Source organism: Nocardia callitridis, from assembly GCF_039543305.1.
GTDB classification, from domain to species: Bacteria; Actinomycetota; Actinomycetes; order Mycobacteriales; family Mycobacteriaceae; genus Nocardia; species Nocardia callitridis.
The window spans coordinates 735,811-759,601 of the sequence record NZ_BAABJM010000002.1 but is presented as its reverse complement, the minus strand read 5'-3'; the positions used below and the strand labels follow the sequence as shown (position 1 = coordinate 759,601).

General features: G+C 66.6%; 23 protein-coding genes and 2 pseudogenes. 13 read left to right on the top strand and 12 right to left on the bottom strand.

The features are described 5' to 3' along the window. Positions 1-192 precede the first annotated feature (192 nt). Genes ABEA50_RS12270 through ABEA50_RS12260 form a run of 3 tightly spaced genes read right to left on the bottom strand, consistent with a single transcriptional unit; the run spans position 193 to position 2,878 of the window. Positions 193-1,266: an NAD(P)H-dependent amine dehydrogenase family protein gene (locus tag ABEA50_RS12270; RefSeq protein WP_345495419.1), complete on the bottom strand. Its 1,074-nt coding sequence runs from the start codon at positions 1,264-1,266 to the stop codon at positions 193-195. Positions 1,267-1,314: 48 nt separating this feature from the next. Then, positions 1,315-2,175: an acyl-CoA thioesterase gene (locus ABEA50_RS12265; protein WP_345495418.1), complete on the bottom strand. Its 861-nt coding sequence runs from the start codon at positions 2,173-2,175 to the stop codon at positions 1,315-1,317. A gap of 46 nt (positions 2,176-2,221) precedes the next feature. Then, positions 2,222-2,878 (bottom strand): TetR/AcrR family transcriptional regulator, encoded by a 657-nt coding sequence (locus tag ABEA50_RS12260; protein ID WP_345495417.1) that lies wholly within the window; start codon positions 2,876-2,878, stop codon positions 2,222-2,224. A gap of 180 nt (positions 2,879-3,058) precedes the next feature. Between ABEA50_RS12260 and ABEA50_RS12255 the strand changes: the two genes are divergently transcribed. The 3 genes from ABEA50_RS12255 to ABEA50_RS12245 are packed head-to-tail and all read left to right on the top strand — an operon-like array spanning position 3,059 to position 6,012. Beyond that, positions 3,059-4,057: an acyl-CoA dehydrogenase family protein gene (locus ABEA50_RS12255; protein ID WP_345495416.1), complete on the top strand. Its 999-nt coding sequence runs from the start codon at positions 3,059-3,061 to the stop codon at positions 4,055-4,057. After that, on the top strand, positions 4,041-5,216 hold the full coding sequence (locus ABEA50_RS12250) for an acyl-CoA dehydrogenase family protein (protein ID WP_345495415.1): 1,176 nt from the start codon (positions 4,041-4,043) through the stop codon (positions 5,214-5,216). Before ABEA50_RS12255 ends, ABEA50_RS12250 begins: the two co-directional genes overlap by 17 nt. Positions 5,217-5,226: 10 nt before the next feature. Continuing rightward, positions 5,227-6,012, top strand: a complete 786-nt coding sequence (locus ABEA50_RS12245) for an enoyl-CoA hydratase (protein WP_345495414.1) — start codon at positions 5,227-5,229, stop codon at positions 6,010-6,012. Between the two features lie 394 nt (positions 6,013-6,406). Here ABEA50_RS12245 and ABEA50_RS12240 read toward each other — a convergent pair whose 3' ends face one another. Further along, positions 6,407-7,015, bottom strand: coding sequence for a TetR/AcrR family transcriptional regulator (locus ABEA50_RS12240; protein WP_345495413.1), 609 nt, complete (start codon positions 7,013-7,015; stop codon positions 6,407-6,409). A 69-nt stretch (positions 7,016-7,084) separates the two neighbouring features. Here ABEA50_RS12240 and ABEA50_RS12235 point away from each other — a divergent pair, with 69 nt between their 5' ends. Then, a complete protein-coding gene (locus ABEA50_RS12235) occupies positions 7,085-7,909 on the top strand; it encodes a class I SAM-dependent methyltransferase (protein WP_345495412.1) in 825 nt (274 codons plus the stop codon). A gap of 205 nt (positions 7,910-8,114) precedes the next feature. Further along, positions 8,115-8,594, top strand: coding sequence for a DinB family protein (locus ABEA50_RS12230; protein WP_345495411.1), 480 nt, complete (start codon positions 8,115-8,117; stop codon positions 8,592-8,594). A 61-nt stretch (positions 8,595-8,655) separates the two neighbouring features. Here the strand turns inward: ABEA50_RS12230 and ABEA50_RS12225 are convergent, their stop codons facing one another. The 8 genes and pseudogenes from ABEA50_RS12225 to ABEA50_RS12190 all read right to left on the bottom strand — a co-directional run bounded on the left by ABEA50_RS12225 (position 8,656) and on the right by ABEA50_RS12190 (position 15,080). Continuing rightward, on the bottom strand, positions 8,656-9,444 hold the full coding sequence (locus tag ABEA50_RS12225) for an acyl-CoA dehydrogenase family protein (protein WP_345496536.1): 789 nt from the start codon (positions 9,442-9,444) through the stop codon (positions 8,656-8,658). Between the two features lie 272 nt (positions 9,445-9,716). After that, positions 9,717-10,028: pseudogene (locus tag ABEA50_RS12220) on the bottom strand (acyl-CoA dehydrogenase family protein); the annotation flags it as partial. 456 nt (positions 10,029-10,484) lie between these two features. Beyond that, positions 10,485-11,285 (bottom strand): annotated as a pseudogene (locus ABEA50_RS12215) (acyl-CoA dehydrogenase family protein); the annotation flags it as partial. Between the two features lie 10 nt (positions 11,286-11,295). After that, positions 11,296-11,757, bottom strand: coding sequence for a nuclear transport factor 2 family protein (locus ABEA50_RS12210; protein WP_345495410.1), 462 nt, complete (start codon positions 11,755-11,757; stop codon positions 11,296-11,298). After that, a complete protein-coding gene (locus tag ABEA50_RS12205; RefSeq protein ID WP_345495408.1) occupies positions 11,729-12,955 on the bottom strand; it encodes a metal-dependent hydrolase family protein in 1,227 nt (408 codons plus the stop codon). The genes ABEA50_RS12210 and ABEA50_RS12205 overlap by 29 nt, the downstream gene beginning before the upstream one ends. Positions 12,956-12,957: 2 nt before the next feature. Further along, a complete protein-coding gene (locus tag ABEA50_RS12200; protein WP_345495407.1) occupies positions 12,958-13,293 on the bottom strand; it encodes a hypothetical protein in 336 nt (111 codons plus the stop codon). Beyond that, positions 13,268-14,545, bottom strand: coding sequence for an aromatic ring-hydroxylating oxygenase subunit alpha (locus tag ABEA50_RS12195; RefSeq protein ID WP_345495406.1), 1,278 nt, complete (start codon positions 14,543-14,545; stop codon positions 13,268-13,270). Before ABEA50_RS12195 ends, ABEA50_RS12200 begins: the two co-directional genes overlap by 26 nt. A gap of 4 nt (positions 14,546-14,549) precedes the next feature. Next, the gene (locus ABEA50_RS12190; RefSeq protein ID WP_345495405.1) at positions 14,550-15,080 is read right to left on the bottom strand and encodes a carboxymuconolactone decarboxylase family protein; all 531 of its coding nucleotides are present in this window, start codon (positions 15,078-15,080) and stop codon (positions 14,550-14,552) included. 508 nt (positions 15,081-15,588) lie between these two features. On the opposite strand from ABEA50_RS12190, the gene ABEA50_RS12185 reads away from it, so the two are divergent. The 8 genes from ABEA50_RS12185 (at position 15,589) to ABEA50_RS12150 (ending at position 23,791) form a co-directional block, all read left to right on the top strand. Further along, a complete protein-coding gene (locus tag ABEA50_RS12185; RefSeq protein WP_345496535.1) occupies positions 15,589-16,755 on the top strand; it encodes an acyl-CoA dehydrogenase family protein in 1,167 nt (388 codons plus the stop codon). Between the two features lie 13 nt (positions 16,756-16,768). Next, a complete protein-coding gene (locus ABEA50_RS12180; RefSeq protein ID WP_345495403.1) occupies positions 16,769-17,536 on the top strand; it encodes an SDR family NAD(P)-dependent oxidoreductase in 768 nt (255 codons plus the stop codon). After that, a complete protein-coding gene (locus tag ABEA50_RS12175) occupies positions 17,536-18,801 on the top strand; it encodes a CaiB/BaiF CoA transferase family protein (RefSeq protein ID WP_345495402.1) in 1,266 nt (421 codons plus the stop codon). The genes ABEA50_RS12180 and ABEA50_RS12175 overlap by 1 nt, the downstream gene beginning before the upstream one ends. A gap of 649 nt (positions 18,802-19,450) precedes the next feature. Then, positions 19,451-20,278 carry an enoyl-CoA hydratase/isomerase family protein gene (locus tag ABEA50_RS12170; RefSeq protein ID WP_425577643.1) on the top strand — a complete coding sequence of 276 codons (828 nt, stop codon included), beginning with the start codon at positions 19,451-19,453 and terminating at the stop codon, positions 20,276-20,278. A 2-nt stretch (positions 20,279-20,280) separates the two neighbouring features. Further along, positions 20,281-21,426 carry a thiolase family protein gene (locus ABEA50_RS12165; RefSeq protein WP_345496534.1) on the top strand — a complete coding sequence of 382 codons (1,146 nt, stop codon included), beginning with the start codon at positions 20,281-20,283 and terminating at the stop codon, positions 21,424-21,426. 15 nt (positions 21,427-21,441) lie between these two features. Then, complete coding sequence (locus ABEA50_RS12160) at positions 21,442-22,590, top strand: acyl-CoA dehydrogenase family protein (protein ID WP_345495398.1); 1,149 nt, start codon at positions 21,442-21,444, stop codon at positions 22,588-22,590. A 92-nt stretch (positions 22,591-22,682) separates the two neighbouring features. Continuing rightward, the gene (locus ABEA50_RS12155) at positions 22,683-23,288 is read left to right on the top strand and encodes a TetR/AcrR family transcriptional regulator (RefSeq protein ID WP_345495397.1); all 606 of its coding nucleotides are present in this window, start codon (positions 22,683-22,685) and stop codon (positions 23,286-23,288) included. Then, positions 23,285-23,791, top strand: coding sequence for a hypothetical protein (locus ABEA50_RS12150; RefSeq protein ID WP_345496533.1), 507 nt, complete (start codon positions 23,285-23,287; stop codon positions 23,789-23,791). The genes ABEA50_RS12155 and ABEA50_RS12150 overlap by 4 nt, the downstream gene beginning before the upstream one ends.

Genomic DNA, 23,791 nt, shown 5'->3' with positions numbered 1-23,791 from the left:
GTTGATTCGCTGACGCGTCGATTCGCCGACGCGTCGGACCGACGACGCAGGCGGACTCGGCTCGTCTTCGATCCGACAGTGTGATCGCTGAAACCGACGCTGTGCAGTGCGGGGCGGGCGCACTGCGGTGAGGAACGGGCGCACTCGGGTCGAGCAGCGCTGGATCGGGGACGCCGGGCCGTGTGGTGCGCCTCAGCCGAGATTCGAAATGATCTGTGGCAGTTCGAGAGTTGTCCGGATTCCTGGTGCCGCCGAGCAGACGAATGGTAATACGTTCACCGCGCGGTTGGCCGTGTAGGACGGGGAGATCTCGCGCATGTGCTCCAAGGGAACCGGGAAGCGCAGGTCGATATCCAGTGGGGCGTCACCGTCGAGCGCGATGTGCCAGCCGGTGGCGCGCACGTTCCAACTCGGGACGAGGTCTGTGCTGCAATACCAGGTGGCGCGGAAGCTCAACAGCGGCTCGCCGTGCCGCATTCCGAAGACGGTGGTGCGTTGTGCGCCAACGGTTCCCGCGGAAAGCACGCCCGCGGCGATGGGCACGTCCTCGCGCACGGTGGCCAACTCTCCGCTCACCTCCACCGAGTCCAGCGGCAAAGACAACGCGTCGGCGACCAGGCGCAGCGACGGACCGAAACTGGTCCTGGCGTGTTCGAGTCGGTATTCGTCGATATCGCCGGGTGCGCGGCCGAATCCCATGATGTCGAACAACAACTCCGGCGAATCCCGTTGCGACAGATCGGCGTATTCGTCGATCATGATGCCGTCCAGGCGGCGCTGGATCGAGGCGAGCAGCAGCGGGACGGCTTCGGTGATGAAGCCGGGACTGCTGCCCGTACTGTGCAGCGAGGTGCCGCCCGACCAGCACGCGGTCTCCACCCTGGCGCAGTCGACGGGGTCCATGCTGGCGGGATGGTGGAAGCCACCCCCGGTGGTGACGACGTTCAGGCCGGCGGCCAGCAGCGTGCACACCTCGCCGATATCAGAGACCAGCGGCATATACAGCACGCAATCCGCACCGAGGGACAGGATTTCGTCGATGCTGTCGGTGGCGCGCACGCCGGTGGCCGTCAGTCCGCAGAGTTCGCCGGCGTCACGTCCTTTCTTGTCGGCCGAGTGTACGTAGACGCCCGCGAGGTCGAGGCCGGGATGCTCGATCACAGCGCGCAGCGAACGGGTGCCGATCGTGCCGGTGGCCCACTGCACCACGCGACACGGGCGGGTGTGTGACGAGGCGAGTAGGTGGGTGAGCGAATTCGGTTCCATCGCAATCCTCGTATCGATCGGCGGCGTAACAGGGTGTGGCCGTGCGGATCACGGCCGGAAGCGCAGGAGTCCTTCTTGGGCGAACGAGGCGACGAGCACCCCGTCGGCGGTGAGGATGTCGCCACGCCCGAAGCACCGCCCGTGCGCCACCAGCGGTGCGTGGTTGCGCAGTAGCAACCAGTCGTCGGTGCGGAAGGGGCGGTGGAACCAGAGCGTGTGCGAGATGGTCGCGGAGGTGAACGCGGTGCCGTTGCCGCCCTGGCTGAATCCCTCGAGCGGGCGCAGCGCGGTGCCGATCAGATTCAGGTCGCTCGCGTAGGCGGTGAGCGCGGGGGCCAGCGCGGCGTCGACTTCCGGTGTGCGCATCCACATGTCGTAGTTCGGCGGGCTCGCCGCCGTGTCGTTCAGGTCGGTGGTCGCGCGGGTCTGCCACGGGATGACGCTCAGTCGCACCTCGTGTTCGGCGTCGAGCACCGGCGGCACTTCGTCGACGACCTGGTGTTCGATCCCCGTCTCGACGGCGTGCATGGACACCGACGCGGTGGCGACGACGCCGGATTTCTGCCTGGCGACAATCGCGAGGGTGGCGAAAGAGCGGCCTTCGTGGTGGCGCTGCACGATATAGCGCACCGGCTCGTCGTTCTTGCCCTCGCGGGCGAAGACCACGTGCGCGGATTTGACGACCTTGTCGCGGCAGGCAACCCCTGCGGCGCGGACGAACTGGGCCAGCAGCTGTCCGCCGAACAGCCTGCGGTAGCCGATCTGCTGGTTCGGCGCCTCGAACACGACGAGGGTCGCGCGGCGATCGCCCACGGCCGACCCGCCGTCGTCGTTCCCGGCGAAAGTGGGCGCCGACAGCCTGGGGTGTAGGTCGAGGCAGGTGAGTAATTCACTCCAGAGGACGTCCATCCTTAGAGTGTAACTTAGCTCTACCTAAGCGAGAATGACATTCTCACTATTTGGTTCTGGAAAAGCCATTGGCGCAAAAGCTCCACACCTCTTCGGCGGTGATCGGCTTGGCGGTCGCGTCGTCGGCGGTGCCGCTGGACTGGGCGATGAACATCACGGTCTGCATGGTCATGGCCGCTGTCCTGCGTGCGTTGATACCTTCGCGCAGTTCGCCTGCCGCGGACGCCTTCTCGGTCAACTCGATGAAGAGTGCGAGCAGCGGGGCATGCGCGATCTTCACCTCGGCCGGGTGGGTCAGTAGCAACTGCGGCGCGAAATCGGTGAACAACGGGCGTTTAGCGGTCGGATCGGGGCGGCACAGCTCGTACAGCAACTCGACCGCGACCTGAAGCTGATCGATCGGGTCGGTGTGCCCGGCCGCGGCGGCGCGGATCTGGTCCGAGGATCGACCGAGGGCGTCTTCGAACAGTGCGAGCAGCAATTCGTGCTTGCCGTCGAACTGTAAGTAGAAGCTGCGCAACGACTGCCGGGAACGGTCGACCACCTCTTGCACCGTGAAATCGGTGGTGCCCTTCTCGGCGATGATCGCCTGCGCGGCGTCGAGGAATCGTTGCACCCGTTGTTCGGCACGCAACTTGGCGGTGCGGATGGAGCGCTCGACCGCGCGTTGCTTCCAGGCGGGCTCTTCACTGGGGGTGCTCACCGTCTGCTCGGCCCCCGCTCATCTGTGGAGAACATGATTGAACTGTACTAGAGAATCCCTAGCCACCCTACCGCTGTCCGGCGTGTCAACGGCATGGAGTGAGACTATTACTTTCCTGTTTGGAGAATGATATTCTCAATCGTGGTCGGCCACCGGTGCTGACGAGGAGGTGAGGTCGGAATGCTGTTCGAGCTCGACGCCGATCAGCGGTTGTGGCAGGACACCGTGCGGACGGTGACCGCCAAGGAGTGTTCGCCCGCGCTGATTCGCTCGATCGTCGACTCCGGTGCGGACTCCGCTCCGCTGTGGCAGGTCTACGTGGATCTCGGCTGGACCGAGCTCGTCGCACCGGAGAGCGCGGTGGAACTCGCCATCGTGCTCGAAGAACTCGGGCGCGTCACCGATCCCACGCCGTACCTGGCCACGCTGACGCAATTCGCGCCGCTGGCAACGGGTTCGGTAGACCCTCGGCAGACGGGCACGGCGGTTTTCGAGGGCGTCACCGCGCGCAGGGACGGGGCGGGTTGGCGGCTGGACGGTACAGCCGCGCACGTGCTCGACGGTGATCGGGCCGAGCGCTACGCGGTGGTCACCGGGGTGGGGGTGTTCCTGGTCGACGCGGCGAAGGTGCGCGCGACCCGTAGTCCCGCCTTCGATCCCGTGCTGCACCTCGCCGAAGTCGATTTCTCCGGTGTGCGACTGGATGCGGGCGAACGCAGAGACGCCGACATCGCCGGCGCGCTACACACCGCGCGGACGGCGATGGCGTTGACCATGGTCGGCGCCTGCCAACGCGTGCTGGACATGGTGCTCGAGCACGCGCGGGTCCGCAAACAATTCGGCGCGCCGATCGGGTCGTTCCAGGCGGTGCAGCACAAGGCCGCCGACATGCACGTCGCGATCGAACGTGCCCGTGCCCTTTCCTATTTCGCGGCGGTCACCCTCGCCGAACACGACTCCCGCGCGCGGTTGGCCTCGGCGATGGCCAAAGCCGCGGCGGGGGAATGTCAGTCCCTGGTGTTTCGCAGCGGCCTCCAACTGTTCGGCGGCATGGGATTCACCTGGGAGAACGATCTGCAATTCGCGTTGAAACGCGCCGCGGCGGGCGAACTGATGCTCGGCGGCGCCGACGAACACCGGGCACTGATCGCCGAGGAGTACCGTGCAGCTGACTTTTGATGCCGAGGTCGAGGAATTCCGCGCCGAACTGGTGGCATTCCTCGACGCCAACGCGCCCACCGAGGCCGAGGCCGTCGAACGTTCGCGGTCGAGTTCGGATGTGCCGCCGTGGGCGCGGCGGTGGCAGCGACTGCTTTTCGACAACGGGTGGTTGCTGCCTGGCAATCCGCCGGAGTTCGGCGGCAGGAACGCCAATATTCTGCAACAGGCCGTGCATATGGCGGAACTGTCGCGGCGCAGGATCTACCCCAGTTTCAATCCGCAGGGCGTCGGGATCATCGCCGCCTCGCTGTTGTCGTTCGGTACCGAGGAACAGAAGCACCGCTGGGCGGTCCCCATCCTGCGGGCCGAGATCACCGCGTCGCTGGGGATGTCCGAACCCGGTGCGGGATCCGACCTTGCGTCGCTGCGGACCCGTGCGGTGGTCGAGGGGGATCACTTCGTCGTCAACGGCCAGAAGGTGTGGACCTCCGGTGCGCACGACGCGGATGTCTTGTTGACCTTCGTCCGCACCGACCCCGACGTACCGAAGCACCGCGGTATCAGCGTATTGCTGATCCCGACCGACACGCCGGGGGTGACCCGTCGACCCTTCGCCTCGATTTGCGATGGTGACGAATACGACTTCAACGAAGTATTTTTCGAAGACGCCGTGGTGCCCGCCGCGAATCTGGTCGGCGAACTGAATCAGGGCTGGCGGGTGGCCAACGGCTCGCTCGGTCACGAGCGCACGCTGCTGTGGACGAGCTTCGCCGACCGCCTGCACGATCTGCTCAACGATTACCACCCGACGGGCCCGCTCGAGCGCGACCGCTACGCCACCCTCGCCATGGATACGCAGGCGTTGCGCCTGCTCGGTTCGGCCGCGTTGGCCCGCGCCGCGCGTGGCGAACAGGATGTGGCCGCGCTGTCGGTGCTGAAACTGCTCGGCTCCGAGGCGGTCCAGAAGGGTTCCGAACAGGCGTTGTACGCGGCGGGGATCGACGGTTTGACCCACCCCGCGACGACAGCGCCGTTCACGCCGCTCAACCAGGACACCTTCATCGCCAGCTGGTTCGAGCGGTACGCGCGCAGCTTCGCCGGCACCATCGCCGGTGGTACCTCGGAGATTCAGCGCACCATCATCGCCGAGCGGGTGCTCGGCCTACCCCGCAGTTGAGGAGCACGCCTTGTACATCCGCTACGAGGTCGCCGACCGGATCGCGACCATTTCACTCAACCGTCCCGAAGCCGCCAACGCGCAGAACAGTGACCTGCTCGACGAACTGGACGCGGCATGGACCAGGGCGGCCGAGGACGAGGACGTCGCGGTGATCGTGTTGCGCGCGGAGGGCAAACACTTCTCCGCGGGCCACGACCTGAAGGACGGTCGCTGGCCGGACTCGAAAAAGATCACCCTGGAATGGATCTACCGCCACGAGACCCGTCGGTATCTCGAATACTGTCTGCGCTGGCGCAATATCCCGAAGCCGACCATCGCGGCCGTGCAGGGCCGCTGCATCGCGGGCGGTCTGATGCTGTGCTGGCCGTGTGACCTGATCGTGGCCGCCGACGACGCAGCGTTCTCCGACCCGGTGGCCCTGATGGGCATCGGGGGCGTCGAATACCACGGCCACACCTGGGAACTGGGCGCACGCAAGGCCAAGGAAATCCTCTTCACCGGCCGCGCGCTCACCGCCGAAGAGGCCGAGAAGACCGGCATGGTGAATCTGGTCGTCCCGCGCGACCAGCTGGACACCGAGACGCGGGCCTTGGCCGCGAACATCGCGGAAAAACCCGCCTTCGGCCTCCGCCAAGCCAAGCGTGCGGTCAACCAGACCCTGGACGTCCAAGGCTTCTACGCCGCGATCCAATCGGTCTTCGACGTGCACCAGACCGGCCACGGAAACGCGCTGAGCGTCAGCGGATTCCCGATCCTGGTCAACCTCGACGAGATGAAGTCGAAGATCAAGTAGCTGGTCTGTCGCGATGCCGGGAAGTGCCCGTTCACGCCGAACACTCGCTCGGGGAGCGACCTTCGTCAGCGGTCACCGATGTGCGTGAGATCTTGTCGCTGCGCGCGGGCTTGTTCTTCCGCGACACCTCTGCGGGCAGGACGCCGGGTTGATCGAGGACGTCGGTCGGTCGAGTGGCGGGACCGCTCCCCGTCGCGGCGGTCAGCGCGCATGGAATTCGGTGACACGGGCCGACACGACGCGTGATCGCGTGTCTACGATCTCGAGGTCGACACCAGCGGGGACACCCTCGAAGCGTGCTCGCATCGGATCAAAGCATACGTTGATCGACCCGCCGCTGGCCGAGCGGTCGATCGGTTGCGCGGGACACATTGTCGGTGACATCTGGGCTGGCTCAGGCCCGTTGTGGTCGCACGGCGTCGGCGATGACGGATGAAACGAACTTGTCGAGGGCTTGCTCGGTCGGTGCGTCGGGGGTGCGGTTGGTGAACAGTAGGTGGCCGCCGCCGACGAGGGAGAGGGTGAGTGTGTCGATGTCGGCGTGGGGTGTGATTCGGCCTTGTGCGCGCTCGTCGGCGAGATAGGTGGAGATCGCGGTGGTGGCTTCGGCGAGGATGGCCATGCCGCCGCCCGGTCTTGCTTGCCGTAGGCGGGTGCGTAGTTCGTCGCGGAAGGTGATCAGTGGGATGATCGCCAGGGGGACGGGGCCGAACAGAATGTTCAGTGCGCCGGTCAGATTGGTGGCCACCGTGTTGGTGCCCGTGGCGGCACGTAGTGCGCCCACCTTTGTCTCTAGCTGCGCTGCCCGGTCGAGGACGAGGTCGGTGAGGAAGGCGTCGAAGTCGGGGAAGTGGCGGTGCAGAACACCTTTGGCGCAACCCGCTTCGTCGGTGACAGCCCGGCTGGTGAGTGCGTTGGGTCCGTCGCGCAACAGAACGCGTTCGGCAGCGTCGAACAGTTGCTGTTGTGCGTCGTGCAGGTGCACCCCGGTTGGCACTGGCACCCTCGCTTTCCTCGCAACGACTATGTCGACATTATTGCGCAGTGGGCGCTTGCCCATTAAAATGGGCGCATGCCCACAATGCCCCGCGAGCAACCGGAATCCGCCCCGACGCACCCCGAGTCCCAGCGCATGGCGCAATCGTTCGGCGTGGATGTACAGCGTTACGACCGCGCCCGACCCGGCTACCGAGACGAACTCGTCGCGCGGATCCTGACCGGGGTTCCTGGATCCGACGTGCTCGACATCGGCTGTGGTACCGGCATCGCGGCGCGGCAATTTCAGGCCGAAGGATGTACGGTGCTCGGCGTCGAACCCGATGTTCGGATGGCGGACTTCGCACGCGCACAAGGTGTTCCGGTCGAGGTGGCGACCTTCGAGGCGTGGCAACCCTGCGACCGAAAGTTCGATGTGGTCCTCGCCGCGCAGTCGTGGCATTGGGTGGATCCGGTGTCCGGTGCCGCGAAGGTGGCCGAGGTGCTGCGTCCGGGCGGACGCCTGGCGATCTTCGGCCACGTCTACGAGCCGCCCGCCGAGGTGGCAGAACCTTTCGCGGACGCGTTCGCGCGGGTGGCGCCGGACTCCCCGTTCAGCGGGCAGCCCGCGCGACGCCCGCTCGAGCTCTATCAGGCGGGCTACGCGCAGATCGCCGACCAGATCCGCGCGACCGCACAATTCGTCGACCCCGAACAGTGGCGATTCGATTGGCGACAGACCTACACGCGCGACCAGTGGCTGGAGTTCCTCCCCACCACCGGCGGTCTCACTCGATCGAGTCCTGACCAACTCGCCGAGATTCTGCACGCCGTCGGCACGGCGATCGACTCGCTGGGTGGATCTTTCACGATGGACTACTCCACGCTGGCCACAACCGCGGTTCGCGCGGACGCTTCCTGACTGCCGCCCTGCCTGATTCGGTGCGGCCGGACCACGAGATCGCACTGCGTGAGGTGAATTCCCTCGGGCTTCGGACGCACGGGGACGCCTCGGCTCGGGCTTGGAGGCGCCGATTCGGTGCGGTGCGATCAGGATATGGTCTAGCTCGCGGTGTGTTGCGCTCGTGGGAGCGGCCGCTTCTGTGTGTGGCGAGAGGAGACTGTCGATGGGGTCGTTCGATGTATTGCTCGACGACGAACGTGTTCAGCTCGAGGCGTTCATCGAGGAGTATCGCGGTGCCATCGAGGCGACGCTCGACGGGCTCACCGAGGAACAGGCGCGGCGTCGACTTGTTCCGTCGGCGACGACATTGCTCGGGCTGCTCAAGCACGTTACGTGGATGCAGCGGGTGTGGTTCGAGGTGTGTGTCGGTGGCAAGTCGCTCGCGGAGTTCGGTTCGGTACAGACCCCGGACGACACCTTTCGGCTCGCCGACGACGACACCATCGCGTCGATTACCGCAGAGTATCGGGAAGCCTGTGCCACGGCGAGGGCGGCGGTCGCCGATCTGTCGCTCGATGCCGTGGTAACCGGGCATCGGGCAGGGCCGCGCACACTGCGGTGGGTGTACCTTCAGGTGCTGCGGGAACTGTCCCATCACTGCGGGCACGCCGATATCCTGCGCGAACAGGTCCTTGCCGACTGAGTTCTGTTCTCGGCAAGGGGATTTGGCGGAATTCTTCGTACTCGGATGAACTACGCTCAGCTCAGAGCTGCGTGAGGCGCGGGGCGTGCCCGGTGGTGCGCAGCAGTCTTCCCGCCTCTTGCGTGAGTTCCCGTGCGTTGCCGAGTATTCCGTCCAGAATCATGGCGCGCTCGAGGTGGCGGTGGAAATCGTGTTCGGCGGTGAAGCCGATGCCGCCGAGCACCTGTTGGCAATGCTTGGCCGCGGTGAGGGCTGCGCGTCCCGCGGCAGCCTTGGCGAGTAGGGCGCCGAGATCGTCGTCCGCCGCGAGTAGGGTCGCTTCGGCGCCCTCGAGGGCGACCAGTGTTTCGGCCAGGCGGTGACGGACGGCCTGGAACGCGGCGACGGGCTTGCCGAACTGGGCGCGTTCGACGGCATGCGTGCGTGCCAGATCGAGCATGCTTTTGCCGGTGCCGAGCAGCCACCACCCCAGTGCGCGTCGTCCAGCGGTGACCGGGATCGAATCACCCTGTGGCACACGATGGATCGGGAGTTCACCGCCCACCGTGGTGCCCGCGTCGTGCGTGCGGTCCCACCGCACCCAACTGTTGCCCGCGAAGGGGAGTGCCACGACCTCGGAACGATCGATCGGCAGTCCGGCCTCGGCACGGACCACGTCGTTGAGGATCGAGGCGTGCGCGCCTGTGGTGCCGAGTAGTTCGAACACCACGGGTACCGCGACATCGGGCAGCTCGGTCAGCAACTCGTGCCAGCCCAGATCCACCAGCGCCGAATCCAATTCAGGGCCGGAGGCGGTGGTCATCGCCTTGTGCAGCGCCTCGGTGAGCAGTGCCAGTTCGGCGGCGTCCATGCTCGATGCCTCTCCGGAGGCACCAGCCGTGGTGTCGAGCTCGGCAGTGCTCGGTGCTGCTCGAGGGGCACGCCCGTCACCCGCTTCGGTGCCGGGGTCGGTCGCGCTTGCGGTGACACCGGTGCTCGGATTGTCTTGTCGTGCCGAATGGCGGGGTGGACTCCCGTCTGCGGTCGCCGTGTCGGTGCGGCGGTCCCTTGGCGAGGCGTCCGCAGCGGCGGCCGTGTCGGCCCGGTGTCGTCCGCGTTCGGAATTCGTCGCCTCTGGCACGGTCATTCCTTTCCCAGGTCGAGCAATCGGCGCGCGATGATATTGCGCTGAACCTCGGCGGTGCCGCCGTAGATCGTTGCTGCCCTGGAGTAGAGAAACTCTGCGCGCCAGGGGGTTTCATCGAGCTCGAGGACTCCGGGCCGCAAATCACGCACGGTGTCGAACAGCTGTTGTTCGGCGGTGGCCAGCAGGACCTTGTCGATCGAGGTGTCCGGGCCGAGTTGCGCGCCTTCGGCCAGGCGGAGCTGGGTACGGCGGGATCGGCAGCGCAAGGTGTGCAATGCGAGGTAGGCGGCGCCGAGGTCGTAGTCGTCGGGTTCGCTGCCCAGCGATCCGGTTTCGGTGACCGGGGTCGTGTGGTCTGCGGTGGGGTCGTCGGGTTGGGTGGCCAGCGATGTGGTTTGGCTGACCGGGGTCGTGTGGTCTGTGGAGGTCTTGTCGGGTTCGGTAGCCAGCGTTCCGGTTTGGCTGACCGGGGTCGTGTGGTCTGTGGAGGTCTCGTCGGGTTCGGTAGCCAACGATGCGGTTTCGGTGACCGGGGTCGTGCGGTCCGCGGTGGGGTTCTTGGGCTGATCGGGTTCGCGGGGTGCGGGGGGCTCGACCGTTTCACCACGGTTCGCCCTCTGCGGGAAGGGGGCATCGGTGACAGCAGGGGGACGGTGCTCGGCGGTGCGGTGGGTGGCGTTGGAGTCGGCCGCGGCTGTCTTCGATGCGTACGAAAGGGCTTGGTGCGCAGTTTCTGTGGGCGTTGCGGCTACGACATGGCCAGCGGGTGTGCCGATTTCGGCGAGCAGGCGGTCCAGGCGGGTGTAGAGGTGCGCGATGCGGTGCCAGAAGCAGCTGGAGCGTTCGTAGGGGAGCAGGTCCATCGCCACTCGCCACCCGTCGCCGGGATGGCCCAGCATGCGGTCGCCGGGAACAACTACGTCATCGAAGTACACCTCGGCGAACTCGTCGACTCCGTGCATGGTGCGCAGCGGGCGGACGGTGATGCCGGGGGAGTCCATGTCCACGAAGAACGCGGTGATGCCCTCGTGCCTCGGCAGCGTGGGGTCGGTGCGGGTGAGCAGCACACAGCGGCTGGCGTACTGGGCCAGGCTGGTCCATACCTTCTGTCCGGAGATCACCCAGTCATCGCCTCGGGCAACCGCTTTCGTTGTCAGCGAGGCGAGGTCGCTACCCGATCCCGGTTCGGAGAACCCCTGGCACCACTGCTCGGTCCCGTCCAGTAGGCGGGGCACCATCTCGGCGGCCAGTTCGGGTCTGGCGTAGGAGATCATCGTCGGACCGAGTACCTCGATCATCGAATAGATGCCGGGCTCGGCGAGATCCCTGGTCGCGACCTCTTCGCCGAGGACGGCGCGCAGGATCGCGGGACCGCCGAGGCCGCCGACGGCCTCCGGCCAGCCGTAGCGCATCCAACCCGCGTCGAACAGCGCACGCCGGACCCGAGCCAACTGGGCGAGCTGTGCGTCGAGCGAATCGTTCTGGCCGGGTGCGAGGTCGACGTCGGCCAACCACGCGCGCAGCTCGCTACGGAATTCGCCCGTACTGCTGAATTGTCGTGTCATGCGCCAGTATTCACGATCGTTCGAAAGCGTGCGGACGACCCGAATCGTGGGTGCCGCTGCGCCGGATGAACGTCATGGCCCTGGTACGCAACCGCCAGCCGTCGGGGGTGCGCAGGTAGCTGTCGGTGTAGTACCCGATGCGCATGTCGTGGCTGGCGTGGTCGATGAAGCACAGCGGCTGGGTGCCGCTGGCCCGATCGCCGTCCAGTTCCACCAGCGCGGTACCGGTGAGGAACAGGCCCTTGGGGGCCGCGGCGACCAGGTCGGGGAATTCGTCGAGGGCGTAGGTGTCACCGAACGCGCTGTAGGTGCCGTCGGGGGTGAACACCGCCACCAGACCCTCGATGTCCTCCTTGGTGATGGTGACCGCGTACCTGGCGATCAGCTGGTTGATCTGCACGAGATCGTCTGTGGCAGCGGTGGTTTGCGCGGTCACCCCGCCCTCATGCGTGCTGGGCGTCTCTGTGGACATAGACTTTTCCGCCTTTCATGACGAACCGAACATTGCGGGTGACGGTGATATCCGCGAGCGGGTCACCGGGTACGCCGATCACGTCCGCGAGTAACCCCTCGGCGAGCCGCCCGCGATCGGTGACGCCGATCAACTCGGCCGCGGTCGAGGTCGCCGCGCGCAGCACGGCGTCCGCGGGCAGCCCGCGCTCGACCAACGCCATCAGTTCGTCGGCGTTCTTGCCGTGCGGGATCGCCGGTGCGTCGGTGCCCACCGCGATGGGGATACCGGCGCGGTAGGCCGCGAGTACGGAAGTGCGTGCGCGCGGGAACATCTCGGCGGCCTTCGCCTGCAATTCCGGGGCGGCGTTCGACACATCCATAGCGTCGGCGAGTCGAGTGGTCGGCACGAGGAACGTTCCGTGCTCCACCATCATCGCGATCGCGTCGTCATCGATCAGGAAACCGTGTTCGATGCAGTCGATCCCCGCGGCCACCGCGGCGCGCACCGCGTCGGCACCGTGGGTGTGCGAGGCCACCTTGAGGCCGCGGCGATGCGCCTCGTCGACGATGGCACGCAATTCGACATCGGAATAGTGTTGCGCGCCAGGGACCCCGGTCAGCGACATCACACCACCGGAGACGCACACCTTGATCAATTGCGCGCCGTGCTTGATCTGGTAGCGGACCGCCTTGCGCACCTCGTCGACACCGTTGGCGATGCCTTCCTCCAGCGTCAGGTGCAGCACGCCCGGGGCGAACCCGGCGAACATCGTCGGGTCGAGATGTCCGCCGGTGGGGGTGATCGCGTGCCCGGCGGGCACGATTCGCGGCCCGTCGATCCAGCCCGCGTCGATCGCCTTGCCGAGTGCCACATCCAACAGGTAGCCGCCGGTCTTGACGAACAATCCGAGGTTGCGCACCGTGGTGAAGCCCGCGCGCAGGGTGCGCCGGGCATTGCCGACCGCGCGCAGCATCCGCAATGGTGGATCGTCCTGCACGCTGGAGGCGAGGCCGGTCTCTCCTCGCCCGCCCATCAGGAGATTCACCTCCATGTCCATCAGGCCGGGCAGCAGAATCTGGTCGCCGAGATCGATCACCTCACCCTCGGGTTCGCCGCCGACCCCGACGATGCGGTCGTCCTCGATTCGCAACAGTCCCGGCCGGATGATCGCGCCCGCGTCGACGTCGAGCATCCCGGCCGCCTTCAGCGTCAGCATGGTCAGACCACCGGCTCCTGGATCAGATCGAGGTAGGCCGCACCGCTGTCGGGGACCCGTGCCTGCTTCCACACTTCGACAGGGAAGGAGACCATGACCAGCGACTGCATGAGGTGGATCAGGCTGCGTGCGTCGTCGGGCATGTCATTGAGTGGAAACTGTTTGTCGCAGTAGGTGATCGCGGCTTCGAGTCGCTCGAAGGCGGCGTCGTAGAACTCCTGCATCTCGGTCATCGAGGAAGCGAGGCGTTTGGCGTAGCGCTCGGGTTCGGTGGCCAGCGCCCAGGAGATGTAAGGCTCGAGGTCGGCGAACTCAGCGGGAAGTGACGGTGCGGGCATCGCGGTACTCCTTGACGTGATCGGCCACCACCTTGTGCAGGTGGCGCAGCAGGATTTCCTGGTCGTTGAGCGGGAAGTCGGTGACCGCGCGCGAGGCCAGCATCGACTGGGTGGCTTCCAGGGTGTTGGCGTCCTGGAGTCCGTATTCCTTGAAGGTCACCGCGGCCAACTCTTGGGCCAGCCGTTCCCTGGTGTTCTTCGGCGGCACGAAGTACAGGCTGGTTTCGAAGACGTGCTTGTCGACGGCGGTCGGCCAGTAGTGGTAGGTCAGATACCAGCCCGGCGCCCAGAACAGCAGCGTGAAGTTGGGGAAGAACTCGAACGAGTCGGTGCCCCACTTCTTGGCGCGTGCCGGGTTGATGGCCGGTGGCAGTGGGTCGAGACCGTCGATGTCGGGCCGGTCCCACGGTCCGAAAAGCCCACTGCGCAGCGACCTTTCGATCGGCTTGACCATGCTCGGGTCCTTTGGTGGCGCCATGCCACCCCAGGAGGAGATCATGGCGTGCGGGCTCTGGAGGTCGTAGTGCAGTGCCTCGAACCCGTAGCTGATCAGCTTGTCGGCCTCGCCCTTCACCGCCTGCTTCTGGTGCAGGACCGGCGCGTGGTAGAACTCGGCGAAGGCGTCGATGAACAGCTTCCAGTTGCTGCCGATCTCGGCCTTGTAGGTGTAGACCTCGGTCATCTCGTGGAACGGATAGCCTTCCAGGCCGGTGGCCAGGTCGCCGAGGTATTCGGTGAGCGGTGCGGCATCGGGGTCGAGGTTGATGAAGATGAACCCCTCCCACACCTCGCAACGCACGCCTTTGAGCCCGTAATCGGCCTTGTCGACGTCGAAGAACTCCTCCTCCTGCTGGATGAAGGTGAGATCGCCTTCGAGGCTGTAGCGCCACGCGTGGTATTTGCAGGTGAACTGCTTGCAGCTGCCCGCGACCTCTTCGTTGGGAAAGTCGTTCCACACCAGCTTGTTACCGCGATGGCGGCAGACGTTGTGGAAGGCGCGGATCTCCTTGTCGGAGCCGCGCACGATGATCAGCGAGGTCGAGGCGACGGCGAGTTCCTTGGTGAAGTAGCTGCCTTTTCGCGGCAGTCGCTCGACGCGTCCGACATTCAGCCAGGTGCGGCGGAAGATCGCGGCGCGTTCGTCCTCGTAGTACTCGGGATCGATCGAGTCGGTGTAGTCGACCGGGGCGGTGCCGAGTTCGGGATAGTGCTCTGTCCAGCTTCCCGCAGCTGGTTTCGCGAAGTGGGGCAAGGGATTACCTCTCGTTTTCGAGCTGAACACCGAAGGTGTTGAAGGCCATGGCCAACAAGCCGTAGGCGCCGACGGTGAAGATCAGGTCCATGCGCTGGCGGTCATCGAGTTGCTTGCCGAGGGCGGCCCAGCTGTCGTCGCGCAGGACGGACGTGGTGTCGAGTTCGTCGACGGCGGCGAGCAGGGTGCGCTCGAAGTCATCGGCGGCCTCGCCGCGGCGTGCCGCGGCGATCTCGTCACCGGTGAGTCCGGCCTTGGCGGCGAGATGTTCGTGATGGCCGGACTCGTAGGTACAGGCGCGGCGGGCGGCCACCCGCAGGATGGCCAACTCGCGCAGGCGCGGCGGCAGGGTCGACCGGAACAGCAGGTGCACATTGAAGCCGAGAAACGCCTTGGCAAGGTCGGGGTGGCGCACCAGGGTCGCGAGCGCGTTTCCCGCGCCGGCCGGGTTCTGCCGACCGGCGGGCAGCATGCCGGCCAGTGCGGCGCGGACTTCGTCGTCCCATTCGTCGGCCGGTAACGGTGGTAGCCGCATCCGCCTCCTCCTCTCGATTATGAGAATCGCATTCTCGGTCTTGACTAACAGGTTTTCACGAGCTGGTCGGATAGTCAACGTCGAGCAGGTGAGTGTTCTGGGTTCGCGTGCAAATATCCTGGTGGTGGGCTGGGTTCGAGGCGAAGTTCGGCGGCGCCGGTGAGCTCGCGGCCGGTGGATTCGGTGGGTCGGGTGGTTGTATCGACCGCGCGCGGGCTGCTCCCGTCGCCGATGCAAGGTATTGATTCTCATTCTAAGAGAAGCTAGTTTTCTATTTAGGAGAGCAACAGAGCTGCCATGGCTGGCAACCGAAACGACCGGGTGAGCGATCGCCAGGTCCCGATGGCCGATGCGCCCCCGCACTGCACGGCGGACGGGCGCCGACGCGAAAGCCGTTCGGTGGCTATCGGATACGGGTCGTCGGACGCGGGGCCTCCGGGTTTCGGCCCCGCGTTCCGGCGACCACGCAGGCGAAGAACAGGAGTGGACCGTGACGGTGTCCGGCGGCATGAGCTTCGACTTGACCGAGGATCAAAAGCTGATCAGTACGTCGGTCGCCGAATTGCTTCAGCGATTCGACGACCGATACTGGATGGCCAAGGATCAAGCGCACGAATTCCCCACCGAGTTCTACGACGCGCTGGCCAGCGGTGGTTGGCTCGGCATCGCGATCCCGGAGGAATACGGCGGCCACGGCCTCGGAATCACCGAAGCCAGCCTGCTGCTGGAACAGGTCGCGCGCTCCGGCGGCGGCATGAACGCCGCCACCGCCATCCACCTGTCGATCTTCGGGATGCATCCGGTGGCGGTGCACGGCTCGGAGGAACTCAAGCGCCGCACCCTACCGAGGGTGGCCGCAGGCGATCTGCACGTGTGCTTCGGTGTCACCGAACCCGGTGCGGGCCTGGATACTTCGCGGATAAAGACCTTCGCTCGGCGCGACGGAGAGCACTACGTGGTCAACGGGCGCAAGGTGTGGATCTCGAAGGCGATGGAGTCGGAGAAGATCCTGCTGCTCACCCGCACCACGAGCTACGACGAGGTCACCAAGAAGACGGACGGCATGACGCTGTTTCTCACCGACCTCGACCGCAGCAAGATCGAGGTCCGGCCGATCGCGAAGATGGGTCGCAACGCCGTCACCTCCAACGAGCTGTTCATCGATGACCTGCGCATCCCGGTCGAAGACCGAGTCGGCGAGGAGGGCAACGGTTTTCGCTATCTGCTCGACGGGCTGAACCCCGAGCGGATGCTGATCGCGGCCGAAGCGCTCGGCATCGGCAGGGTAGCGCTCGACCACGCCGTGCGGTACGCGAGCGAACGGGTGGTGTTCGACCGTCCGATCGGCATGAACCAGGGCATCCAGTTCCCACTCGCCGACTCGCTGGCCCGGCTGGACGCGGCGGAACTGGTGCTGCGCAAGGCGACCTGGCTCTACGACAACGGACTGCCCTGTGGCAGGGAGGCCAATACGGCCAAATATCTCTGTGCCGACGCGGGATTCGACGCCGCCGACCGTGCGCTGCAAACCCACGGTGGCATGGGATACGCGGAGGAGTACCACGTCGCGAGGTATTTCCGCGAGGCGCGCGTGATGAAGATCGCGCCGGTGAGCCAGGAAATGATCCTCAACTATCTGGGGTCGCACACATTGGGAATGCCGAGAAGCTACTGATGGGAAGTTACTGATGGCCGATCACACTCGACTCTTCGACCTCACCGGCCGCTCGGCGCTGGTCACCGGCGCCGCGGGCGGAATCGGCTCCGCGGTCGCCGAGGCGTACGCCGCCGCCGGGGCAACGGTCCTGGTCACCGACGTCGACGGGGACGCCGCCGCCTCGGTCGCCCAGCGGCTGCGTGCCGCCGGTGGGAAGGCCGACAGTGCCGCGCTGGACGTGCGCGACCGCACCGCCGCCGACGCCGCCGTGGCGCAGGCGGCGGCACACACCGATGGCACGCTGCACATATTGGTGAACAATGCCGGGGTCACCGCGCCCGCGATGTTCGCCGATCTCGAGGCGGATTCGGTGCGGCGTCTGCTCGACATCCATCTGATGGGCGCGTTCCACTGTGCGCAGGCGGCCGTTTCGGCGCTGGCCACCGATGGGACCGGGCGCATCATCAACGTCACCTCCTCGGCAGGTATCACCGGGACGCTGGGGCAGGTGAACTATTCGGCGGCCAAGGCGGGCATCATCGGATTGACGAAATCCTTGGCCCGCGAACTCGCGCGCAAGAACGTGCTGGTCAATGCGTTGGCCCCGCTCGCGGCGACCTCGATGACCGAGACCATTCGCACCGACGAGAAGTTCGCCAAGACCATGCTGGCTCGAATCCCGTTGCGGCGCTGGGCCGAACCCGCCGAAATCGCGGGGGCTTTCGTCTTCCTCGCCTCGGACGCCGCGTCGTTCATTACCGGACAGGTGCTGCCGGTGGACGGTGGCATGGTGATGTGATGGCCGAATCGTCCCGATCGTCGGGCCCCTTGTCCGGCGTCACCGTGGTGGCGCTCGAGCAGGCGGTGTCGGCGCCGATGTGCACGCGCACCCTCGCGGACTTCGGTGCGCGGGTGCTCAAGGTGGAGAACCCGAAGGGGGGCGACTTCGCCAGGCACTACGACGATGTGGTCAACGGTCTTGCCGCACACTTCGTCTGGTGCAATCGCGGCAAGGAATCGGTGGCGCTCGACCTCAAGTCAGAGGATGGGATGCGGGTGCTGCACCGTTTGCTCGACCGGGCCGATGTGTTGGTCTCGAATCTCGGGCCCGGCGCGACCGGTCGACTCGGCCTCGATCCCGGTGCCCTGGCCGTGCGCTATCCCGAGCTGATCACGGTCGAAATCGACGGCTACGGGCCCGGCGGGCCGTTGTCGGGCAAACGCGCCTACGACCTGCTGGCACAGGCGGAATCGGGTGCGTGCGCGATCACCGGTTTTCCCGATCAACCCGCCAAGCCGGGCCCACCGATGGCGGACGTATGCAGCGGGCTGTACGCGGCGCTCTCGATCGTCACCCTCTTGTACGAACGCGGGCGCGGACGCACACAGCGGCTGGGTGCGGTGGGCGTGAGCCTGTTCGACACGATGACCGAGTTGATGGGCTACGCGCTGAACTACACCCAGCATTCCGGCGTCGACCAGCAGCCGAGGGGGATGGGTTCACCCGCCGTGGCGCCCTACGGCGCGTACCGCACCGCTGACGGACAGACAGTCGTCCTCGGCACCACCAATGACCGGGAGTGGCAGCGCCTCGCCCGCGACCTCATCGGGCGCGCCGATCTGGCCGACGATGTGCGGTTGCGGACCAACGCGGGGCGGGTGGAACACCGCGAGGAACTGGATGCCGCTATCGGCACATGGAGTGCGGCGAACACTCTCGAACACATCCAAGCGTCCGCCGACGCGGCGAATATCGGCAACGCGCGCTACAACCGGCCCAGTGAAGTTCTCGACCACCCACAGCTGACCGCCCGTGACCGCTGGCGCACGGTCGAGACCCCTTCCGGTCGGATTCCCGCGCTGCTACCACCGCCGACCTTGCAGGACTACGACCCGCCGATGGGCGCGGTGCCGGGTCTCGGTGAGCACACCGAAGCGGTACTGGCGGAAGTGGGAATCGACCGTGCGGAAATCGCGGCTCTTCGGCAGCGCCGCGTGATCGGGACCGTGGATGTCGAGGGGCGCGCGGACGGTGTCGAAAAGGCAAGGGCGGCCACCGAATGAGCGGCGAAGGCGGCGCGGCGATACGCCGGGCCCCGGCGCGGGCAGGGCGTGACCACGCGCGCGGTCACCTGTCACGGACCCGCATGAGCGAGATTGTCGGTGCGGCGGTGGCGGGCGAATCGGCACGCGCATGTAGCGGTGTTGCTGCGAACCGGCCTGCGGACGGACGGAGTCGTTCCGCAGGCACGCCCTCGGATTGCCCTGGGGGCCAACGCTTGTCACGGTCGGTTGCACCGCGCGCGGATCGGTTTCCGCTGCCGTGGGTGTCCCGGGGCGGTGTGCGAGGGGCAGTGGCCGCCGCCGTGGCCCGCCCCGCGGCTCGACAGCAGCGTCCGGTCGAGCCCGGTGAGCGGTGTGTGCGTGTTTTCGGACGGCGATCGCGGACCTGGAAACGATCGTGTCGAGCGCACCGCACGGGTTGTGAGGCAGATGCGAGACGGTGTCGCCTCGCGGGTTCGCTGAGACCTGGTGGGAACAGTGCGGTTTCGCGTCCACCGACCGTATGCCGGGTGTGCTGGAAACGATCGTGTCGAGCGCACCGCACGGGTTGTGAGGCAGATGCGAGACGGTGTCGCCTCGTGGGTTCGCTGAGACCTGGTGGGAACAGTGCGGTTTCGCGTCCACCGACTACGGGCCGTGGGTGGCGGTCGTGAACGCCGGGCCGGTTTTGCTGTCCGCCGACGTGGACGGCGTGCGGACGCTGACGCTGAACCGTCCGCACCGCAAGAACGCGATCGACCCCGAGCTGTGGGCGGCGCTGCGGGTGGCTCTGCGCGCGGCGGGGGAGGACCGATCGGTGCGTGCGCTCGTGCTCACCGGCGCCGGGGGCGCGTTCTGCTCCGGTGCGGATATCGCTATCCCTGACCCGACACACCCGGCCTACAAGATGCGTGCGCTCACCGACACGGCATTGTTGTTGCACGAGTTGCCGATTCCGACGGTCGCGAAGGTATCGGGGGTCGCGGTCGGTGCGGGATGGAATCTGGCGCTCGGGTGCGACCTGGTGGTGGCGACGCCGGAGTCGACCTTCAGCCAGATCTTCGTCCGGCGGGGCCTGTCACTCGACCTCGGCGGGTCGTGGTTGTTGCCGAAACTCGTCGGCCTCCAGCAGGCCAAACGGCTTGCGCTGCTGGCGGAGTCGATCGATGCCGCCGAGGCGCACGCACTGCACCTGGTGACCTGGGTGGTGGCGGCCGAGGGCATCGACGGGTTCGTCGCGGATCTCGGCGTGCGGCTGGCCTCGGGTGCGCCGATCGCGCTGGCCCAGACCAAGGCGTTGCTGAACGAGGGCGCCGACCACACCCTGCGCGAAGCGTTGGCGGCCGAGGCGCGCGCGCAGGCAACGAATTTCGCTACTTCCGATAGCGCGGAGGCCTTCGCGGCCTTCGCGGGCAAACGACCACCGGAATTTCGCGGCGCGTGGGCGGTGCCGCGACGCGGCCCGTCGGCGGATCCCGCGCGAGGAACAGGAGAATGACGATGCGTGACGTGGTGATCGCGGAGGCGGTGCGGACCCCGGTCGGCAAACGCAATGGTGGGCTGGCGCAGACCCATCCGGTGGACCTGTCGGCATTGGTGCTCAACGCGTTGGTCGAGCGCAGCGGGATCGACCCCGCCGTGATCGAGGATGTGGTGTGGGGGTGTGTGTCCCAGATCGGCGACCAGTCGAGCAACGTCGGCCGCTACGCGGTGCTCGCGGCGGGGTGGCCGGAGACGATCCCCGGCTGCACGATCAATCGCGCCTGCGGGTCGAGCCAGCAGGCCGTGGATTTCGCCGCGCAGGCGGTGCTGTCGGGGCAGCAGGACGTGGTTGTCGCGGGTGGGGTGGAGGTGATGAGTCGGGTGCCGCTGGGTGCCGCCAAGACCGGTGGAACGCCCTACGGACCGAAAGCGCTTGCCCGCTATGACGGTTTCTCGTTCAACCAGGGTCTTTCGGCCGAGGCCATCGCGAAGAAGTGGGGCCTGTCACGGACTCGGCTGGACGAATTCTCCGTGCTCTCGCACGAACGAGCAGCCGCCGCGCAGGACCGAGGCGCCTTCGACGCGCAGATCGTCGCCGTACCCACCGAATCGGGGGTCGTCACCGCCGACGAGGGCGTGCGCAGGACAAGTACGGTCGAGCGCCTTGCCGCGCTGCGCCCCGCCTTCGCCGAGGACGGGGTGATCCACGCGGGAAACTCCTCGCAGATCTCCGACGGCGCGGCGGCGGTGCTCGTGACGACCGCCGAGAAGGCGCGTGAACTGGGGCTGCGCCCGCTGGCCCGGTATCGCGGCGGCGCGGTGGCGGGCGCGGACCCGGTACTCATGCTCACCGGGCCCATTCCCGCTACAGCGAAGGCGCTGGGCAAGGCGGGGATCGCGCTGGATGAGGTGGGCGCGTTCGAGGTGAACGAGGCGTTCGCGTCGGTTCCGTTGGCGTGGTTGGCCGAGACCGGCGCGAATCCCGAGTTGGTGAATCCGCTCGGCGGCGCGATCGCACTGGGGCATCCGCTCGGTGGCTCGGGTGCGGTCCTGCTCACCAGGCTCGTGCATCACCTGCGCGACAACGAGATTCGCTACGGATTGCAAACCATGTGTGAGGGCGGCGGCACGGCCAATGCCACTGTGCTCGAACTCGTTTCCTGATCGAAAGGTGGCGTCGTGCGCCGAGAGCTGTTCACCCCCGACCACGAGGCATTCCGGCAACTGGCTCGTGACTTCATCGCCGCCGAGGTCGTCCCGCGGTACGCGGAATGGGAAAAGGCGGGGCGGATACCGCGTTCGGTGTTCGCCAGACTCGGCGCGCTCGGCCTGCTCGGCACGGCGATCCCCGAACGATACGGTGGCGCGGGAGTAGCGGATTATCGCTATAACGTTGTGCTGCAAGAGGAAGCGGCGCGTGCCATGGTCACGCTCGGCACGGTGCGCACCCAACTGGATGTGATCCTGCCGTATTTCCTTGCCTACGCCGATGACTCGCAACGCCAGCGCTGGTTGCCCGGCCTCGCGGCGGGCACGACGCTGTCGGCGATCGCGATGACCGAACCGGGGACCGGCTCGGATCTGGCGGGTATCCGCACCACCGCGGTGCGCGACGGGGAGCATTATGTGCTCAACGGCGCCAAGACATTCATCACCGGTGGGCTGCTCGCGGACCTGGTCATCGTCGTCGCGCGGACCGGGCACGATCCGGAGAATCGTCGCGCGGGTCTGACGCTGTTGGTGGTCGAAGACGGGATGGCGGGATTCACCCGTGGCCGGGTGCTCGACAAGCTCGGCTGCAAGGTGCAAGACACCGTCGAGTTGTCGTTCGACGACGTGCGAGTGCCGGTGGCCAACCGCCTCGGTGCCGAGGGCGACGCCTTCCAGTTTCTCGGCAGCAACCTCGCGCAGGAGCGGTTGACGGTGGCGGTCGGCTCGGTCGCGCAGGGGTTCGCCGCCGTGTCCGCGACCGTCGATTACGTCAAGCAGCGCAAGGCGTTCGGCACGCCGGTGGCCTCGTTCCAGAACACCAAATTCGAGCTCGCGGCCATGTCGGCGGAGCTGACCGCCGCGCAGACGATGCTCGACCGCGCGGTGCTGGATCTGGTCGATGGCGAACTCACAGCGGCGGACGCGGCGCGGGTCAAACTGTTCTGCACGGAGTGTCAGGGGCGGGTCGTCGACCGGTGCCTGCAACTGTTCGGCGGCTACGGCTACATGACCGAGTATCCGATCGCCCGACTGTATTCGGACGCGCGCGTCGCGCGGATCTATGCGGGAACAAGCGAGGTCATGAAGGTCATCATCGCCAAATCGCTCGGACTCTGAGACAGTAGAACCTGTTACCGAATGAGACCCTTGTCACAGGCGGCAAAACAACCTAATGTGTGTTCAGTAGGTTGGTCGAACGAAGGAGTTCGGTGTCCGGTCAACGCCCCTATGCCACCTTGCTCGCCAAGGGTGAGGAACGCAGATACACCATTCTCGCCGTCGCTCAGCGACTGCTGAGGCGCAACGGGTGGCGCAACACGACACTCGGTCAGATCGCCGCGGAGTCGGGGATCAGCGCGGCGGGACTGTTGCATCACTTCGAGTCCAAAGAGCAGTTGCTTCACGCGGTACTCGAGGCCAGGGACGCCGACGACGAAGCCCACGCGGATCGGTCGGGAGACATACTCGAGCAAATCGAGCGCGTCACCTGGAGATTCGACCGGGCACCGGATCTGGTGGGAGTGTTCGCGGTGCTGTTGATCGAGAACCTCGAACCGGATGCTCCTTTGCACGATCGCCTACTTGCCAGGCAGCGCGTCGCGGTGGACACCGTGGCCGAAGGTATCCGCCGCGGACAGCTCACGGGGCGGTATCGCAATGACCTGGACCCGGCCGTCAAGGCCGTGGAGATCGTCGCCTTTCTCAACGGAATGGAAACCTCATGGCTGCTCGACCCATCGATTCCACTGACCACGGTGTTCCGGGAGTACACGCGGTCGCTCACACGGCAATTGGCGCCCGTCGACACCTACTGAGGCATCGCATCGTCGTGGTCGCGCCGACCATGGTCGATGTCATCCGTTTCGCGGGCGGCTGGTTGTTCGATCGCGCGATGGCGGGATGGGATGTCACCGCCGTGGTCACCGACCACACCGACGCGCGTCCACTGCACATCATCGGCGCGCGCGCGGTGGACCTGGAGGCGGCGATGGCGACGACGGTGCGCAGCCCCCTGCCGCAGTCGATCGCGGTCGATGTCGACCTCTACAGCTCCGATCGCCGCGTGCGCAACGGTGTGCTCGAGGTGCTCGACCGTGGCAAGGCCGGGGAGGTGACCTTGTGGGGCGAGGGGTGTCCGAAGGAACTGGACTACCGCGTCGGTGCGGTGGAACACCGACTCAGCGTGGCCGCTCGGGCCTTCAAGGCTCAGGCGTTGCGTGCGGCCGCTGCTCCCGCCGAGGTGGTCGGAGCGACCGAGATGTTCCGCAGTTGCGAACTGCTGCACGGGCTTTCGCCTGACCTGGTGCCCGCGGGGTAG